We start from the raw sequence: 17,893 nt of genomic DNA on the forward strand, positions 1-17,893 counted from the left end.
ACTTCCTCATCAAGGTAAAAAGGGAACAGGAGCTGTGAGCTCCTGTTCACCCTGAAATCACTTTTCCAGTTCGATTGTTTTTATTTCATATGGGTGGAAGGTGAGGTCGATTGGACCTGAAGTGTATTCCGAAAGATACTCATCTTCCATGAGGTTCACTTCCCGCCATTTCCTCACGTCCATGTTGATCCTGCAGGACGTGGTGGCTCCTTCCATTTCATGAAGGCGCACAATGAGCGTACCCCGCTCTTCCGCCTTCTTGACTGTATCGACGATGACGCCCGTTCCGCTGATGGAGAGGAGGGAATTTGTAAACTCCTCAGAGGCCGTTCCCTTCATGACCCTGATGGGGGCATTCAGGTAGGTGGCTTCCCTTTCTACATCATGCTTGGCCGTTTGTCCCGCAAATGGATACAGGGAGTAGACAAAATGATGGTGACCGATATCGGCCTTCGGATCCGGATAAACCGGACCTTTGAGAAGGGAGAGGGCCATGACATTGTCTTTGATCGAATAGCCGTATTTGCTGTCGTTCATGAGGCTGACGCCATAGAATGGTTCTGAAAGGGCCGCCCACTTGTGAGCGACGGATTCGAAGCGTGCCACATCCCAGGACGTATTCCAGTGGGTCGGTCGTTTGACGTTCCCGAACTGGATATCATAGATGGCTTCCGTCGACCGTATCGCTACGGGGAATTCCACCTTGAGGAGCTGTTGACGGGCTTCCCAATCCACATCCGTTTCAAAATCGATCCGTTTGGAATGGGCATAACAATGGATCCGCTGAATGATCTTCACCTGCGGGGCTTCCCACCTGAACTCGATGGTCGTCTGCAGGGGCCCATTATCAAGTATAGTACAGTCCTTCAGTAAATCAATAGACTTGGATTTTTCCATATAATACAGATCAAGATCCCAGGCATCATGGGCCATCGGCTTATCTTCATAGAGTTTCAGGACATTCCCTGCACGTCCCGGCTCGATCATTTCGCGCCCTTCCGCTTTATCGAATATGCTTGTGAATTGACCTTGTTCATTCCAGGATAATCGATAGAATGGCGTTTCCCATGATCGATGGGTAAGATCAATTTCGCTCAAAGGAGATTCCTCTGAAGGACTTGCTCCCGTTGCGGTCAGCGTGCCATATGCAAATGCCTTCACATCCGGCACCAGTACAAGCGTGCCCCCTCCTGACAAGGGTTGGGTCCGTACCGGTTTCCCCTCGTGTTCATAGGAGTCGTGCTCACCCGGGACTGTCATCAGGACCGGTGCTGTGTATTGATGGGGATGCATGAATGACCAGTTCTGCTTTTTGCTGATAATCTGTGATTCCAAGTCGGATACAACACCCTTTTGGATGATTCTCGCCTCATCATACTCAAGATGGGCGTCCTCATACACTTCGTTGATGGAGGAACCCGGGATGATGTCATGGAACTGATTGAGGAGGATTTTCTTCCACCCTTCTTCCAAGGCTTCCCCGGCATACCGCTCCCACCCGTTTAGCAAAGCATGCCAGGCAGCGAGGAACTCCGCTTCCCTGTAGGACAGTTCAAGCTGCCGATTCTGTTCTTTCATCCTGGCTTGGGATGTGTATGTTCCACGATGGTACTCGAGGTACAGCTCTCCGTCCCATGTGTGTACATACTGATCGGTTCCATCCACGGTCTCGTGAAGCTCATCAAAGAAATCCGAGGCACGCGTGGATTGAACTCGAGGCATGCCCGGCACATCAGACAGCTTCCGCTTCATCTCGATCATCTCGCGGTTCACTCCGCCCCCACCGTCCCCATAGCCGTAAGCAAGGAGCAGATTCCGGTTCACATCCTTATCCCGGTATTTTTCCCAGATGCCCTTCACCGTCTCTCCCGTGACGAGCCCGTTGTACGTATAGAACCAGGAGTCTGCAGGCCTGCCCGGCTCCGGGGTCGTGATGAAGTGGGTCAGGATCTCGGAACCGTCGATCCCCCGCCACCTGAACGTATCATGAGGCATGCGGTTATACTGATTCCAGCTGATCTTGGTGGTCATGAAGGTATCAATCCCTGATTTTCGCAGAATCTGCGGGAGCGACCAGCTGTAGCCGAAGACATCCGGAAGCCATAGCGTGCGATTTCGTCGATCGAATTCCTTCTGGAAAAAGGCCTTTCCATAGAGGAGCTGCCGGACGAAGGATTCGCCCGACGGGATGTTGCAGTCGGCTTCCACCCACATGGAGCCTTCCACTTCCCATTGACCCTCTTCGACTTTTTTTTGGATGGCTACGTAAAGCTCAGGCTCTTCCTCCTTCACCCATGCATACAGCTGCGGTTGACTCTGAATGTAGGTGTAATCCGGGTACAGCTCCATGAGGCGGAGAACGGTTGCGAATGTCCTTTTCGCCTTCTCCTTTGTATGTTTGGTGCGCCACAACCAGGCAAGGTCGATATGGGAATGACCAATCGCATGAACCGTCACTTCGGAGTGCTTCTGCCACTTGTTCTTTTCCGCTTCCAGGACAGCTGCTGCCTTCCTCACGCTTTCATAAAAAGACTCTCCCCGATCGGTCCAGTCAATTTCGTAAAATACCCTGTTCAGGAGGGCAATCAAGTTGGAGCGCACACCATCATGTTCGTCCAGCTCCTTGGCCGTTTCCAAAATGGCTTTGGATTTGAAATAGAAATCGTCGACCTCACCATCAAGGAAGCCCCACCACGCTTCTTTCAACCGGTAGTATTGCTCCGACGGGTTCCCACCGCCTTCAAGACCCGACCATAGCTGAATCGTCATATCGAATCGGCCTCCTTCAGGGAGGATCACTTCACGGTGATTGGAATCCACTCCCTGAAACGGTCGTCCGTTCAGGTAAAGGAGTGACTCGAACCCGGAGTTGTTTCCCCCGCCGGTTCGCCCGAGGTCGAGATAAAGCACTGCTCTTCGCTCATCCTCGGGTACATGCAGAGTAGTGTGGAGCCACACATACCGGTCCCGCCCGGACCACGTATCGTGTACATTCATTTCTCCCTCGAAATGGGTTGGAAGGAGATTCTCTTCTCCCTGCTTCGGTTCGTGGACGCCAAATGGGCCGAGCCCCCTGCAATCACGGTAACGAAGTCGATCCAGTTCGTTCAGTCTATTTTCGATTTTTTGGATTGAGTAAAACATACGGACCCTCCGTTATGAAGTGTGGTGTGATTGGGCAAGCGGGCTTTCCGGAACATGGATGCCCAGCTCACTCAGGATGAATTCACTGAACATCGAGTTCGCCCATGCGAACCAATCGCGTGTGAATTCTTCCGGACGATCGGCATCAAATCCTTCATGCATGAAACCTGTTCCCCCGTGGGTGTTCTTGAACATATCCACGATTGCGTCCCGTTCTTTCCTGGAGATGGCTGTCATCCCCTGAACTGCCAGGCCGATATGCCAAATGTAGTGATCCGGGGTATGCGGGCTGCCGATTCCGGAAGCCTTTTTGCCTTCGTAATAGTAAGGGTTGTGACGGCTGAGGATGAAGTTTCGGGTATTCACGTACGTCTCATCTTCTGCGTCTGCATACCCCATATATGGAATTGCCATGAGGCTGGGTACGTTCGCGTCGTCCATCAGGTTATATCGTCCTGCGCCATCTGTTTCGAACGAGTAGATCTTCCCGAATTCCGGATGATCCACTACGGCATGTGCTTCGATGCCATTGCGTATTTCACGACCGAGTGCCGCCATCTTCTCACCCAGATCAGATTCTCCCATCGTAACCAGCATTTCCTTTGCATAGCCGAGGACAACGGCTGCGAACATATTGGCAGGCACAAGATACCCGTATAGGCAGGCATCGTCACTCGGACGGAATCCGGACCACGTCATGCCTGTCGGTACGGAATAGCCGCCCTTTCCGTCGCGCAACAGCGTATCGGATACGCGGCAGTCATCACGTTGGAACCGGTAAGGGGAGTTTTCTTCATGGTCCTGCTCCACCCTCCATAGATCATGGATCACAGCAAGGACTTCCTTAAGCGTCTCATTCAGAACCGTCTCGTCTCCCGTTGCCTTCCAGTACAGATAAGTGAGCTGAATCGGATAGCAGAGGGAATCGACCTCGTACTTACGCTCCCAGATCCATGGTGTCATGTCGGTGTGATCCTGTTGATGCCCTTTATTGTCCGCTGTCCTGTTGAACGCATTGGCATAAGGGTCCATGAGGATGTACTTCCATTGGCGCTGGATGACTTCCTTCAGCATGGAGGCGATTCCCCTGTCCTCTTTGGCCAGGATCAAGTAAGGACGAACCTGTGCAGATGAGTCACGGAGCCACATGGCCGGGATATCACCTGTAATGACAAAGGTTCCCTCTTCATCCTTCTTCAAGGTGGTCTGGTACGTATTCAAAAAGCATTTTTCGAATAACGTATACACTTCGGGATCCTGCTCGTAGGCTTTCTTTACCTTCTCCAGTATGTGTTGAAATGAGGCTGGTATCACTTGTTCTGTCATCGTCTCCACTCCTTATTCTTCATCAATGATCATGGTGATGATTTCATACGGTCGAACGGCGCATGCCGCTTTTCCTGTACCGATCTGTTCCTTCTTTTCTTCAAGTATGGTAGAACGGTAGAGCACGCTGCCCTCTACGATCAACAACTGCTCCTCCGCTGTCGGATTGAACCAGCGGACGATGATCCCAGTTCCCTTCAGTGATGGTTTGATGGCCGTAAGCGTAAGGGACTCTCCTGTCCACTTGAAGGGGGCTTCAACTCTTGAGCCGTTCCCATCATTCCGCTCGACCTGGACCACGGTCGGATCGATTGGATAGCTGTACGCTCTGTTATACATGTTGGATTCAAGAACCGATCCTGCATGAGGAATGATCATGAAGGATGCCGATTGCTCCCCGATGCACTGTGCTTCCGGAGTATCGAACACACCCCAGTCACCCAGTTCCCCGACAGACCGCAATAAGGTGAGCTCCACGACGTTTCCTCCTGTGATCTCGTATTCATGGAGACCGATGCCTGCCACCGTGAGACCCTGCACCCCGTCATCAAGACTGGCGAATCGTTGCATATGGTGGTCGAATGTCGGATTCGCCCACTGCCTTTCTGGTTGATTGGGACGCTTGACGATTTCGAAGATACTGTCCGCATAGTGATGGTCATTTCCCTTGCCGACCGGGAATCGGGCCCGGATACGGTGATCCCTCACCTGGTTATCCATCTTCACATCCACCTTCAGCCCCTCTGCTCCTTTCAGGAGGGTGAGGGTCGTCGTGATCGGGAATTCCGTCAACTCTTCTGATCGAGTTGAAGTACGCTCAGGATGCCATACCAAGTTTTCACGTTCTTGCTGGAGATGTTCATGAGCGCTTTTCGGGATGATCATGGTTGTGCGGATCTCAACGATGGATTTGTATGGGGTATCCGTGACGACATCGATAGCAGACAGGGCATCTTCCGTCGTAAACCTGAGGCGATCGCCGGTTTCCTTGAACATGTATTCGTTCCCGATATCACCGCTATCCTCATAGACGCCGAGATTCGGATATTTATAGCCTGTGCGTTTATCCACAAGGCTATAGCTTCCATTCTCATGGATGGTCACCAGAAGGTTCCCGTTTTCAAGCTGACGCTTCTCCTCGTTCCACATCCCTTCTCCCACTATTCTTTCATCTGAAGGAATGAGGTGTACCACTTCATAGCCGAGAGCCGTCGTGAAGTCGATGGGGAACGTGATGCTGATCTCCCTGCCGTAGTAAGGACGCCTGAAGCCATCACGCGGCAGATCATATCCGAAGGAAACGCCATGGTCCTCTACATGGACCGGGATCAACGTCCCATCAGCGCGCTCCAATGCATATACCGGAAGCTCACGACCTTTTAATAACCCAGGGATCTCACGGAAATCCCTGTCGCTGAAGTAGATCTTATCCACCATCACCTTTTGGGTGATCACCCGGGATGATGCTTCCGTATGGAAAAGGATAAGGGGTACTGCCAACGGATCGGCATGCCCGGTATCAAGACCTGACGCCATGTCGCGGAGCTGCTCATGGATAAAGCGCTGCGCTCCCTTCTCCACCTTCTCGAATCGCGTCACCATCTCCCTGTGGACTTCATCGACACTGCACCCGCAGATGCTATCGTGTGGGTGATTCTCCATGAGGAGCTTCCAGTAGTATTCGGAGAAATCCCGATGCAGATCCCGATCCCCCACAAGAACACCAAGGGGTTCAAGCACTTTCTCCAGCAGCAGCTGGCAGTGGTCGTTCGCCTGTTTCAAATAGATGCGCGCTGAAGCCGTGTTCACAAGCGTTGACCAACCATCGGTCTTTTGATTCCTCATCTCCCCACGGATCGTTTGCAGATCATCGGGTAGCTCGTTTTTCACGTCGTCTATGTATGCTTTGAAGCTCGAATGCTTAAACGTCACATCCGGCATGAGTTCGTTGGCGACTTCAATGGCCGTCGTAATGTCTGCCTGCAAGGGTTGATGATCGCATCCGTTCATATACAGGAGCTGGGAAGTCGAGGCAAACCGCTCCGACTCCGCGAGCTTCTTCTCCCAATATGCTTTCGCCCCTTCACGGTCTGAAGGAACTTCATTTCCATTCGAGTACCAGTTGGCAAACAGGATCCCGAGCACCTGCGTTCCGTCCGGTGCTTCCCAAACCATCTCGGAATAAGGAGACGAGAACTCATCATGGTGCACCTGGTTATTAAAGCCCGTCGGGGTCACGCCCCTTCCGAAGGCGGCTGTATCTATGCCGGCCTGTTTCAGAAGCTGGGGTGCCTGACCGTAGACGCCGAATGTGTCTGGATAATATCCGAGATACCCGTCCTGCCCCCACTCTGCCGTATCCTTCATCCCATAAAGGAGATTGCGGACATTGGCCTCCGAGCTTGTAAGAAAGGCATCCTGCAGAATGTACCACGGTCCGACGATGAGCCTGCCCTCCCGGATATACGCCTTCACTTCCGCCTCCCTTTCCGGCCTGACGCCAAGGTAGTCATCTACCATGATGGTCTGCCCATCAAGGTGGAAACTATGAAAATCAGGATCTTCCTTTAATTTCGCGAGCAGATCATCGAACAGTTTGACCAGATAATATTTATGTTCTTCCAAGGACATGTACCATTCCCGGTCCCAGTGGGAATGAGAGATGATATGCGCTGTCTTTTTCCCCATCAAGCTTTTCCTCCTGTCGCTGCAAATTGGTTATAGCGGTTCATGGATACCTTCATGATCCAGTAGGCCGGCATGACGCCCAAGGCAAATGGAATCAACCCAGGCATCTGATAAATGAGATAGCCTACCATCGTGAGGCCGATCGTGATGACCAGGTTCTGCTTGAAGCTGATCAGGGTGAGGATGAATGGCTGGATCAAATAATGTTTGAGCGATTGCTCAAAATGGACGTAATACGGGAAAACATATAAAAATGAAAAAACATATAGGATTGAGAGGAATAGGATGATTGCCGTGCTGAACAACACGACGATTCCTTTCAGTTGGGTAACGAGATATAGATCCAGGGCAAGGAAAACACCGATTGATGTATAAATCCATCCGATTGCATTCGTCTTCCAGAAATGCGCCTTGTAGTAGCGATGATAGCCATCGTAGATCGGCTCTTCGAGACCGCCCTTCAGCCATCTCCGTGTGGTGGCGAATAGGGCCGTTGTGGCAGGAAAGAAGCCCAGAACGACTCCACCAAGAAGGATATGCATGAACCAGATCACATTGAGCTGCATCGTCTTCCAGATCCAGAGGCTCGCTTCTGTGAACAGACTTCCCAAGCGATTAAACATGTACATCTTCCTTTCCGTATGTCTTCCTCCACACATAGGCTGCCCCTATGAGCTGAGCCTGGTCCAAATGGGTACAGACTTCCACAGTCGGCTTCACCTTTGCAATCGGCTTGGCCGTCATGACATGATCAAGCTCAGTCTGCAACCGCTGAAGGAAGCTCGGCTGTCTCGTAATGCCTCCTCCCACGAGGATTTTCTCGGGATCAAGCATATATTGAAGATTGAATATCCCGACAGCCATGGTATGGAAGAACTGATTGAGGGATTTCTCTGCTGCTGCATGACCCTTTTCAGCCTCTTCGAACACACGCGAGCCGGTCCATGCGGCTCCATGTGGGGGCTCATCCTTCAGACGCTTCGTCAGGGCAAATGATGATCCACGTTCACTCCACGTTTCATGGCCTTCCATCAGGGAATAACCGAATTCTCCACCATGGAGGTTCGCTCCCTTATGCAGCCGACCGTTTATGACGATCCCTCCGCCGATCCCTGTGCCACACACGATGCAGGCAAATGTATCACAACCGGCACCAGCCCCGCTCCACTGCTCTGCAAGGGCCGCACAATTGGCGTCATTCTCCATTGTGACCGGCAACCCGTATCGTTCGTGGAATAAAGCACGCAGATTCACGACATGGATGAAATTCACCGCACTATGCCCGAGGACAAAACCGGCATCCGTTACGCTGCCTGGAGAACTGATGGCGATCCCCTCTATATGGTGGTCCCTCTGCCATCTTCCCAGGACCTGATCGACATGAACGCTGAATTCCTCTACACTGACAGGCGTCGGGACCTCCTCTTTCAGAACAATGTCAGCATGACTGGTGACCAGGGCGAATTTCGTCAACGTCCCACCGATATCAATGGCGAATAGATGTTTCATCACATGCCGCCTCTCCCGGTAATCGATTCGATTCCGCCAGTTTCCTGAACCAGTCAGCACTCTTCTTTTTCCTGCGTTCGCCACTATCAAGATCGAACTCAACAAGCCCGTAGCGGTTTTTGTATTCATTGAGCCATGACCAGCTATCGATATAGGTCCATACATGGAATCCATAGCAATTGGAGCCTTCACCAATTCCCTTATGGAGCCATTTCAGGTGCTCTTCAAAAAACTCGATCCGGTACTCATCCTGTATGGATCCCGCCTCGTCCCTGAAACGGCCTTCCCCCTCGACACCCATGCCGTTCTCAGCGATAAACCAAGGGATATTCCCGTATTCATCACGGATCTGAATGGCGATGTCATAGATCCCCTTCTCATAGATCTCCCATCCCCGGTGCGGATTCATCTTTCTATCAGGCCACTCGTAATGGAGGAAGGAACGATCCAAGACATGTTCAGCCCCCTCATCCCCTGCCTTCACCCTTCTCGGCTGATAATAATTGACCCCGAGAAAATCCACCGGGTTGTCTTTGATCAACTTCAGGTCATCGGGGTACATGTTGACACTGATGCTTTCATTCCGTATAAACTCACATAAGACATGTGGGTATTCACCCTTGACGACTGGGTCAAGAAAACTCTTATTGAATAGGGCGTCTGCTAGTTCTGCCGCCTTCACATCCTCCACATTCTCTGATCTCGGATAACTCGGCGTCAGATTCAGTACGATGCCGATCCTTCCCCGATGCTCATTCTTCCGGAAAGCCTGTACTGCCTTGACATGGGCAAGCAAGGTGTGGAACCCAGCCTGACAGGCTCTCCTGATGTTGAACACACCAGGTAGATGCTTATCATTCAAGTAGCCCATCTCTACAGGGACAATCGGTTCATTGAAGGTCACCCAGTCCTCTACAAGATCCCCAAAACATTTAAAAGCCGTTTCCGCATATAAGGCGAAAGCTTCCGCTGACTCCCTGATATCCCATCCACCTTTCTCATAAAGCCAATACGGCATGTCAAAATGAAAAAGATTCACCACGGGGCGGATGCCCTGGTCAAGCATTCTGGTGAACACATCACGGTAAAACTCCACTGCTTCGTCATTCAACGTGTGACCGTCGGGCAGCAGCCTCGTCCATGAAATCGATGTACGATAGGAATTGAACCCGAGCTCTTTCATCAGTGAAATATCTTTTTTATAATTGGCATAAAAACCTGTTGTCTCCTCAGGCCCAATCCTTTGATAAAAGACGTGTGGCTCTTTCTGGAACCAATGATCCCAAACGCTCGGAGACTTCCCCCCTCGGCTTGAAGCCCCTTCCATCTGAGGCGCCGATGAAGCCGCTCCCCACATAAAACCTTTCGGGAATTCCATTATCCCCACCCCCTTTTAGAAATCGCTTACATTTTCTCTTATCCCTATCATATAGACAAAAAATCAACCATGGAACTGCCTGGCAGGAAGTCCTTTAATAAAGGCAGGAAAACTTTAATATGGACAGTTTATGAGAGCGAATTGGTGGCACCCAAGAAAAAAACCTTCCACCATAAGCGGAAGGTTCACCTTGATTACTTCACATATTTCTCGAACGTCATGTTCTTGGAGTAAATCTCTTTAGCTGCATCTTTCCCAACATAGCGCAGATGCCACGGCTCGTAAGCATACCCGGTTTCATTTTCTTTTCCTTTAGGGTAACGGATGATGAATCCATATTTATGGGCGTTTTTCGCGACCCATTTTCCTTCTTTCGTGTTGGCGAATTTTTCTACGAGGTCATAGCCGACGGATGGACTGGTCACATCCATGGCAAGACCGGTCTGGTGCTCGCTTGTTCCCGGTTTAGCACTGATTCGGCTTGCGTACTTTTCCCCGTAGGTGCGTTTGTAGTAGTTATACAGTTCCGCCTGTCTGTCGTAGGAGCGGTAGCCGGACTGTGCGTAAAGCTTCACGTTATCTTTCCAAGCCGCCTTCATGAGGGCCTCGAAGTTCGGGACGGCGCGGCTGTCCATGAGACGCTTTGGATCGTTGTAGCTGAAGGCGAATTTAACCTTTGGTTCTACGAGTTTCGCAGCTTTATAGTCTTTCCCTACAGCGACTTTTTTGTTCACGAGGAGATGCTCGATCGGCTGTTTGAGCTCGGCGCCGACTTTGTTGTCAATGATATTCGTACCACCTATGACGGTGAACTGCGTCAATTTGTTTTGATCGATGACGACTTTGACAGGGGTGGAGACGTAGGTTTTCTCGACGAAGAGGAGCCCCCCTCCGTCTTTCGCTGCCAGAGCGGATGCCGATACTGCATCGGTCATATCCTTTCCAGTGACCACATACGATTTCTTTTTCGTGCCCATGAGCTTGGCGATTTGTGCAGATGTGTCGTAGCGATCGCTGCCACTGATCCTGATTGGTTTAGGAAGCTGTTTCTTCACTTTTTCCGAAACGGCTTTTGTACGACCGATCACGATGGTGCTTTTCTTCCCTTTCAGCGCTTTTTTCGTAGCGGCCGGAAGACTGTCGGACTTGGTTAATAGAATCGGCATCTTATTCTTAGCTGCATACGGGGCAGCAGCCAATACATCGTGCAGGTAACCGCTGTAAGCGACCACAGCCTTAGATGAAGCCGGAAGCTCCTTTGCCACCAAAGCAGCCGTCTCGTAGCTGTCTTTCCCGCCGATCCGCTTCACCTTTGCCTTGATCGTTTCATCGATCACCTTGTCAGAAAGGTTCTTTTTTCCACCAAGGAGAATGATGGTTTTCGGGTTCAGCCGTTGAATTTCCTTGCGTGTGGCTGAAGACAGTGCGGTTGGATTCGTCAGAAGCACCGGGGCATCCAGATGCTTGGCGAGCGGCGCAGCAACAGCGGCTTCCGAAAGATCCTTCCCATTCACGAGGATGACGGTCTTCGCCCCGCTCTTCCATCCTTTTTTGGATACAGCGACCGACGTTTGATACCGGTCATTGCCACTGACCCGATCAAGGGAATATGCAGACGCAGTCTGGCCGCCCACGATCATCAAGATGATCACGGCGAACAGGCTTGATAATGATATTTTATACATGCTCTTCAATTGTTTTCCTCTTTTCACTAATCAACTAGTTTCATGAAAAATATTCCTGTTCCCTAGTATAATAGTTTCATATGGAGATAACTAGCAAAATTTTCTTTTTTTCGACAACATGACACAAGGGGACGTTTCCTGTGCGTCATTTTTTTTGACGCATCGGAACCGTCCCCATGCTTCACTCTATTCTATTTTTTCCAGTAGTGTGTAGGCTTGTTCTTTTGTTTGGACGGCGAGGAGCTGGTTGCGGAAGTCGTCGTCCATGAGCTGGCGTGATAGGAGCTGAAGGATCTTCAGGTGTTCGTTGCCGGCGCTTTGCTTCGGTACGGCGATCATGAAGATGAGCTTGGCTTCGGATCCGTCGAGGCTCTTCCAATCTACTCCGTCCCGTTTGATGCCGAAGACGACGCTTGGTTTTTGGACCGAATCGGACTTACCGTGCGGAATGGCGATGTTCATGCCGATCCCGGTGGAGCTTTCTTCTTCACGGGCAATGATGGCTTCCTTGAAGTCTGCGGTGGAAGCGATGCTTCCATTGGCATGAAGCTTGGTGATCATTTCGTCGATGACGTCATCACGGGTCTCCCCGGCGAGGTCGATCTCGATCAGGTCGAGGTTCGTGATATCGGTCAGGCGGTTGATTTCAACCGGTACTGCAGCCTGTGTTGCCTCAGGCGCAGTTTTGTGTACGGCAGGTTCTTCACCTTTCTCCTCTTCCGGTACGCTGACTGAGACACCTTCAGGAGTAAGGGCTTCTTCCACAATGTCTTTTTTCAATAGATTCACAACGATGGCTGCGACGAATGAGCCGACGATGACGGCGACGAAGAACATGAATACATTATCCACGGCACCAAGTACGGCAACGATCGGACCACCGTGGGCGACGCGGTCTCCTACGTGACCGAGCATGGCGATGACGGAACCGGTCATGGATCCGATCATGATGCTCGGGATGACGCGGAGTGGATCTTGTGCAGCAAACGGGATTGCTCCTTCGGTGATCCCGAAGAGTCCCATCGTGAACGATGCTTTTCCTGTTTCTTTCTCGGCGGCATGGAATTTCTTGCGGCCGATGAATGTTGCGAGTCCCATGGAGATCGGCGGGATACAGATGGCCGCGGCAATCGGGCCCATGATCTCATAGTTTCCTTCTCCGATCATGGCAGATCCGAAGAGGAAGGCGACCTTATTGACCGGCCCACCCATATCGAATGACACCATGGCTCCAAGGATCAAGGCAAGAAGGATGGAGCTTGTTCCCTGCATACCGGCGAGCCAGTCTGTCAGGACTTCAAAGATATTCGCAACCGGCGCCCCGATCAGATAAACGAAGGCAAGGCCGACGATGAGGGAGGCGAGTACCGGGATGATGATGATCGGCATGATCGGCATGATGGCTTTTGGTACTTTGATCTTCTTGATCAAGAGAGCGGCATACCCTGCAAGGAAACCGGCGATGATCCCACCGATGAATCCGGCTCCTGCTTCACTTCCATAAAAACTTCCGTTGGCGGCGATGAATCCTCCGACGACACCTGGTGCAAGACCCGGCCTGTCGGCGATGCTGTAGGCGATGAACCCGGCGAGGATCGGCACCATGAACGTGAAGGACGCAGAACCGATGGCTTCGATATGCTTCCAGAATGAATCATCCGGAATGACGAGTCCGCCCGGCGTTTTCTGGCCTCCGAGTGTCAGGGCCACGGCGATGAGCAGACCGCCGATGACGATGAACGGAACCATGTACGATACGCCGTTCATAAGGTGACGATAGATTGGGTTTTCTTTCTTATCGGACTTCTTCTCGGTCTGTCCGCTTGATTGATGGATCGGAGCATCTCCGTCGATCACCTTTTGGATGAGTTCCTTCGGCTTGCGGATCCCGTCCTGCACGCCCGTGACGAGGAGCTGCTTGCCGTTGAAGCGGTCTTTATTGACGGTTTTATCAGCGGCGATGATGATGCCTGCTGCTTCCTGGATGTCTTTATCGGTCAGTTCGTTCTCGACACCGATGGAGCCCTGTGTCTCGACTTTTATTTCGACGCCCATTTCTTTGGCTGCTTTTTCGAGGTTCTCGGCGGCCATGTATGTATGGGCAATTCCATTTGGACATGAGGTGATGGCTAGTATTTTCATAGTGTTTGTCTCCTTTATCGAAATCGCTTACATTTACTATACACCGAGAATCCTGTCGAAAAAGGTCAAGTTGTTACCGGAGGTTGTGGTAAAAGTGGATATATTGTTTTTCCCGGGGTTATGATGCTTGGCTACAAATACCTTGGTTCCATAGATTGGACGTGTCTTTCCGCTCCGGTCGACCGCTTTCCTGCGAGGCGGGCGGTGAGCCGCTTCGGCAGGCCTGCAGGGTCTCACCTGCCCGCTACTCCCGCTGGAGTCGGTCGACCTCCACTGCAAGACACTTGTGCGAAATAGTAGAATAAATTCCTGACGATTGGTCTGTAAATAGAATCCCGCACGCATACTTATGTCTCTTTTCATCACGAGCCGAGGAATTACTAACCCTTTCATCTCTGTGTTTCATTTAAAATACTAAATAAAAAAAGAGGCCGTTTCACACGGCCCCGAGATGGGTCAGGAATGTCATGGCGTCACGGTCGGAGAGGAGCTGCTCGATCCGTTCCGGGTTCTCGGTGAGGTGCGAGATTTCCTGGAAGAGCTGGCGGGATTCGGCCGGTTCGGTGCTTTTGACGGCGAGGAGGAAGACGAGGGAGACTTTCTCCTCGCCCCATTCGATCGGTTCACGCAGGGTGGCGATGGCGATGGCCGACTGGTGGATGAGGTCGGGATGACCATGGGGAATGGCGATCCCTGCCCCGATGGTGGTTGCCGACATCCGTTCGCGGATCATGGCATTTTCTATGTAGGCATGATCGACGAACCCTTTGTCCACGAGGGTCCCTGCAAGCTTCCGGATCAACTCGTAGCGGCTGGAACCTTCCTGTTGAAGAAAGACGAGGAATGGGTTGGCGAACTTCAGGATGACCGATTCCTTTTGTCCCCTCTGCACCGGGTCCTCGAGGTACGTCAATCGCTCCTTCAGCCTTTCTTCATCTTGTTTTCCGAGCAGCGGGGAAACGACGATCGCCGGGACGCCCATGTCGGGAAGGCTGATCGTGGAAATGATGAGATCCGCCTCGCTTGTCTCGAGGAAGGACTGCAGCTCCCCTTTACCGATGCTTGCCAGCACAAGGACAGACGTGAATTTCCGCTCGATTTTTGTACGAAGGAGCTGGGACATCCCCATCCCCATATGACAGACGATGACGACTCTTTTCACGTCTGTTATGGGTTGTTGCAGGCGCTCGAGTGATGCCTGGAAGTGTAGGGTGATATAGGCGGCTTCCTCTTCCGGCACCTCGATGCCTTCCAGTTCTTCAAGGACGAGCATGATCCGGTCGAACATGAACGGATACATCCGCTTGATGTCCCCGAGCATCACATTTGTGACTGGAAGTCCGTATGTCAGGCGATTCAACGTGGAATTCAAGTGCACGGTCAGACCGTTGAAGAGTTCCGGGTCACTGTAAAAATCCACGCCGTGCATCTCGGACAGCTTCCCGAGAAGAAGATCCGTCACTTCCCCGAGTCGATTGTCGTGGCCGGTGAGCTCGCGGATCGCTTCGTCGTCCTGATATCGGAACTTCCCACCAAGGAAGTGCAGGGCCAGGTATGCCTGCTCCGCTTCGGGGAAGCGCACGGAAAAATACGGCTCGATTCCTTCGAGGAATGCCACCGTCCACCCATATTCTTTTTTCACCATAATCATCGTTTTTTCTTTTTCCGAAAGGGAGATCGTCTGCTGCAGCTTCGTCCGCTTGATCATGAGGAGGGTATGAACGACGATCCGTTCGAAGGTTTCATCGGTCAGATGAAGATCGAACCTCTCCTGCAGCTCTTCAAGCCTCCGCCGCACGATGGTGATCTCATGCTGGGTGAATTGAGCGCTAATGAAGGAATCCGCCCCATCATCCACGAGTTGTGAAAGCCGCGTCAAAGCCAGACGACGGTTCAGCTCGGTCCCTTCGATCGTGAGCCCCACCTTCTGCTTTGACAGAAGCTCCAGATCAAACCGTTTCAACCAGTCCCCGATCCGTTCGAGGTCCTTCCTGATCACCGACTTGCTTACATAATACCGGTCTACCAGGTTCTGCACGACGACAGGGTCTGTATTCATGAGAAGAAAGTACGCAATCTGGACGATCCGATCCTCCTCATCCACATGACTGCTTCCCCTCGTTTGCAGTTCGCGGTATAGCTCCGCACGGTCGCGTCCGCCGATTTCCAGGCAGATTCCCTGACCCGGCTTCCGGATCAACTCCGCCGTCGGATAGGCTGCAATGGATTCCTGTATCACCTTGAGGTCGTTCCGCACCGTTTTTTCGGAACAGTGCAGCTCCTCACTGAATTCTTTGATCAAGACATATTCATGATGCCGGCTCACCAGCATCCGCAAGATCTCCTGCTGTCTTTCATTCATGCTCGTCACCTTCTCTGTTTTGACAGGGAGTTTTATCTATTTATGATACTTTTTGCTTACGGAAATGTAAACAAACGTTTGGATGGGGGGCATGGATTGAGTACTGTCCCGGGTGGTGGGGTTAAACAGTTGTTTAGGTTTGGTGGTGGTATGAGATGCTCCACCCGTTTGTAGTGGGTGTGAACAATAATCGGAATGTAGAATGGCTGAGCGTGTTAGCAGAGCTCTTATTTGCTTCTTTTTGTAAGACCTAGCGGAATGGTTCGCTTATTTGCAAATAGGGTCCTGATATCAGCGATACTAAAGGTCGAAAACACTCCATCCCACCTTTATGACATCATTCGACAATTCTCGCAGCCGCTTTTCCCTGTTTTAAGGGTTCGGTCACTGTCTGGTAGGTCCAGTGGCCGCAAATACTTGCGAATTCCAAAAAAATAATTGCGAAAATCCAACACTTATTAGCGGAACTGAAAAATTTATTTGCGAGTCGGATTTCAGGTCTTTTTTTTATTTGCGAACGAAGGTGTTTACGTATGATTGAATGACATCTCTTGCACTCAACACGTTTTCCATACGAACCCCGCCCATTATTTGCAAACCCGAAATCGGACCCGAACCCACCCAACCCCCACACAAAAAAAGAAACGCAAAACCAAAAGGTCCTGCGCTCCCCCTTTATTCATTACACATGCGAAACAATCAATTCAACCTGACCTTCCACTTCAAACGTTTCCACATCGGCAGGGATGATGAGATGCATGCCCTTTTCCAAGACGTGGTCTTCTCCCTGCACGCGCAGTGTCCCGGCTCCGCTCAGTACGCTGGCGAGCTGGAACGGCTTGTCCTGGATGAAGGATGCGTGGCCGTTCACTTCCCATTTATGCACGGTGAAGTATTCTGCTTCGACGAAGGTGGTGATGGTCACGCCGTCGCGGCTGTCGACTTTCGGCTCCACAGATTCCGCGGTATGTGGGATCGTGGTCACGGCGATGGATTTGTCGATGTGAAGCTCACGGGTGTTGCCGTCTGCATCGGTACGGTCGTAGTCGTATACACGGTACGTCGTATCGGAGCTCTGCTGCGTTTCAAGGACGAGGGTCCCGGTGCAGAGGGCGTGGATCGTGCCGCTTGGTACATAGAAGAAGTCGCCGGGTTTGATCTTCACGCGACGGAGCAGATCACTCCACTCACCTTTTTCGATCATGCTTGTGAATTCTTCTTTTGAAAGGGCGTTGTGGCCGAAGATCATGTCGGCTCCTTCATCACAGTCGATGATGTACCAGCATTCAGTCTTTCCTAGCTCGCCGTTCTCATTGATATTTGCATAGCTGTCGTCCGGATGAACCTGAACGGACAGATCGGCGTTGGCATCGAGGATCTTCGTCAATAATGGGAATACAGGTGAATCGTAATTCCCGAATAATTCAGGGTGCTGATCCCAAAGTTCCCCGACGGTCTTCCCTGCGAATTCCCCGCTTCGGACGGTACTTTGTCCGTTCGGGTGCCCGGAAATGGCCCAGCATTCACCGGTCTTGTCAGAAGGAATGTCATAACCGAACTGATCCCTGAGGGCCGTCCCTCCCCAGATTCGTTCTTGGAACACGGGTGTTAAGAATAATGGTTGATTCATGATGATCCTCCTATGTATGTAAGAATGAA

10 protein-coding genes are annotated in these 17,893 nt (G+C 51.5%); all 10 read right to left on the reverse strand.

Features of this window, described 5'->3' with window-relative positions:
- Positions 1 to 57 precede the first annotated feature (57 nt).
- On the reverse strand, positions 58 to 3,144 hold the full coding sequence (locus ACNA6I_RS19745) for an alpha-mannosidase (protein WP_416314018.1): 3,087 nt from the start codon (positions 3,142 to 3,144) through the stop codon (positions 58 to 60).
- Between the two features lie 12 nt (positions 3,145 to 3,156).
- Positions 3,157 to 4,470, reverse strand: coding sequence for a glycoside hydrolase family 125 protein (locus tag ACNA6I_RS19750; protein WP_048006486.1), 1,314 nt, complete (start codon positions 4,468 to 4,470; stop codon positions 3,157 to 3,159).
- A 12-nt stretch (positions 4,471 to 4,482) separates the two neighbouring features.
- Complete coding sequence (locus ACNA6I_RS19755) at positions 4,483 to 7,158, reverse strand: alpha-mannosidase (protein WP_416314019.1); 2,676 nt, start codon at positions 7,156 to 7,158, stop codon at positions 4,483 to 4,485.
- Complete coding sequence (locus tag ACNA6I_RS19760) at positions 7,158 to 7,781, reverse strand: YesL family protein (protein ID WP_053429510.1); 624 nt, start codon at positions 7,779 to 7,781, stop codon at positions 7,158 to 7,160. The genes ACNA6I_RS19755 and ACNA6I_RS19760 overlap by 1 nt, the downstream gene beginning before the upstream one ends.
- Complete coding sequence (locus tag ACNA6I_RS19765) at positions 7,774 to 8,667, reverse strand: ROK family protein (RefSeq protein WP_416314199.1); 894 nt, start codon at positions 8,665 to 8,667, stop codon at positions 7,774 to 7,776. Before ACNA6I_RS19765 ends, ACNA6I_RS19760 begins: the two co-directional genes overlap by 8 nt.
- Positions 8,645 to 10,045 (reverse strand): glycoside hydrolase family 1 protein, encoded by a 1,401-nt coding sequence (locus ACNA6I_RS19770; RefSeq protein ID WP_416314020.1) that lies wholly within the window; start codon positions 10,043 to 10,045, stop codon positions 8,645 to 8,647. The genes ACNA6I_RS19765 and ACNA6I_RS19770 overlap by 23 nt, the downstream gene beginning before the upstream one ends.
- A 194-nt stretch (positions 10,046 to 10,239) precedes the next feature.
- The gene (locus ACNA6I_RS19775; RefSeq protein WP_416314021.1) at positions 10,240 to 11,757 is read right to left on the reverse strand and encodes a cell wall-binding repeat-containing protein; all 1,518 of its coding nucleotides are present in this window, start codon (positions 11,755 to 11,757) and stop codon (positions 10,240 to 10,242) included.
- A 159-nt stretch (positions 11,758 to 11,916) separates the two neighbouring features.
- Entirely contained in the window at positions 11,917 to 13,872 is a 1,956-nt protein-coding gene (locus ACNA6I_RS19780) for a PTS fructose transporter subunit IIABC (protein WP_063190692.1), read from the reverse strand.
- Between the two features lie 436 nt (positions 13,873 to 14,308).
- Entirely contained in the window at positions 14,309 to 16,234 is a 1,926-nt protein-coding gene (locus tag ACNA6I_RS19785) for a BglG family transcription antiterminator (protein WP_063191884.1), read from the reverse strand.
- A gap of 682 nt (positions 16,235 to 16,916) precedes the next feature.
- Positions 16,917 to 17,864, reverse strand: coding sequence for a mannose-6-phosphate isomerase, class I (gene manA, locus ACNA6I_RS19790; protein ID WP_416314022.1), 948 nt, complete (start codon positions 17,862 to 17,864; stop codon positions 16,917 to 16,919).
- Positions 17,865 to 17,893: the final 29 nt, after the last annotated feature.

The organism is Rossellomorea sp. FS2 (assembly GCF_047915635.1).
Lineage (GTDB): Bacteria > Bacillota > Bacilli > Bacillales > Bacillaceae_B > Rossellomorea > Rossellomorea marisflavi_A.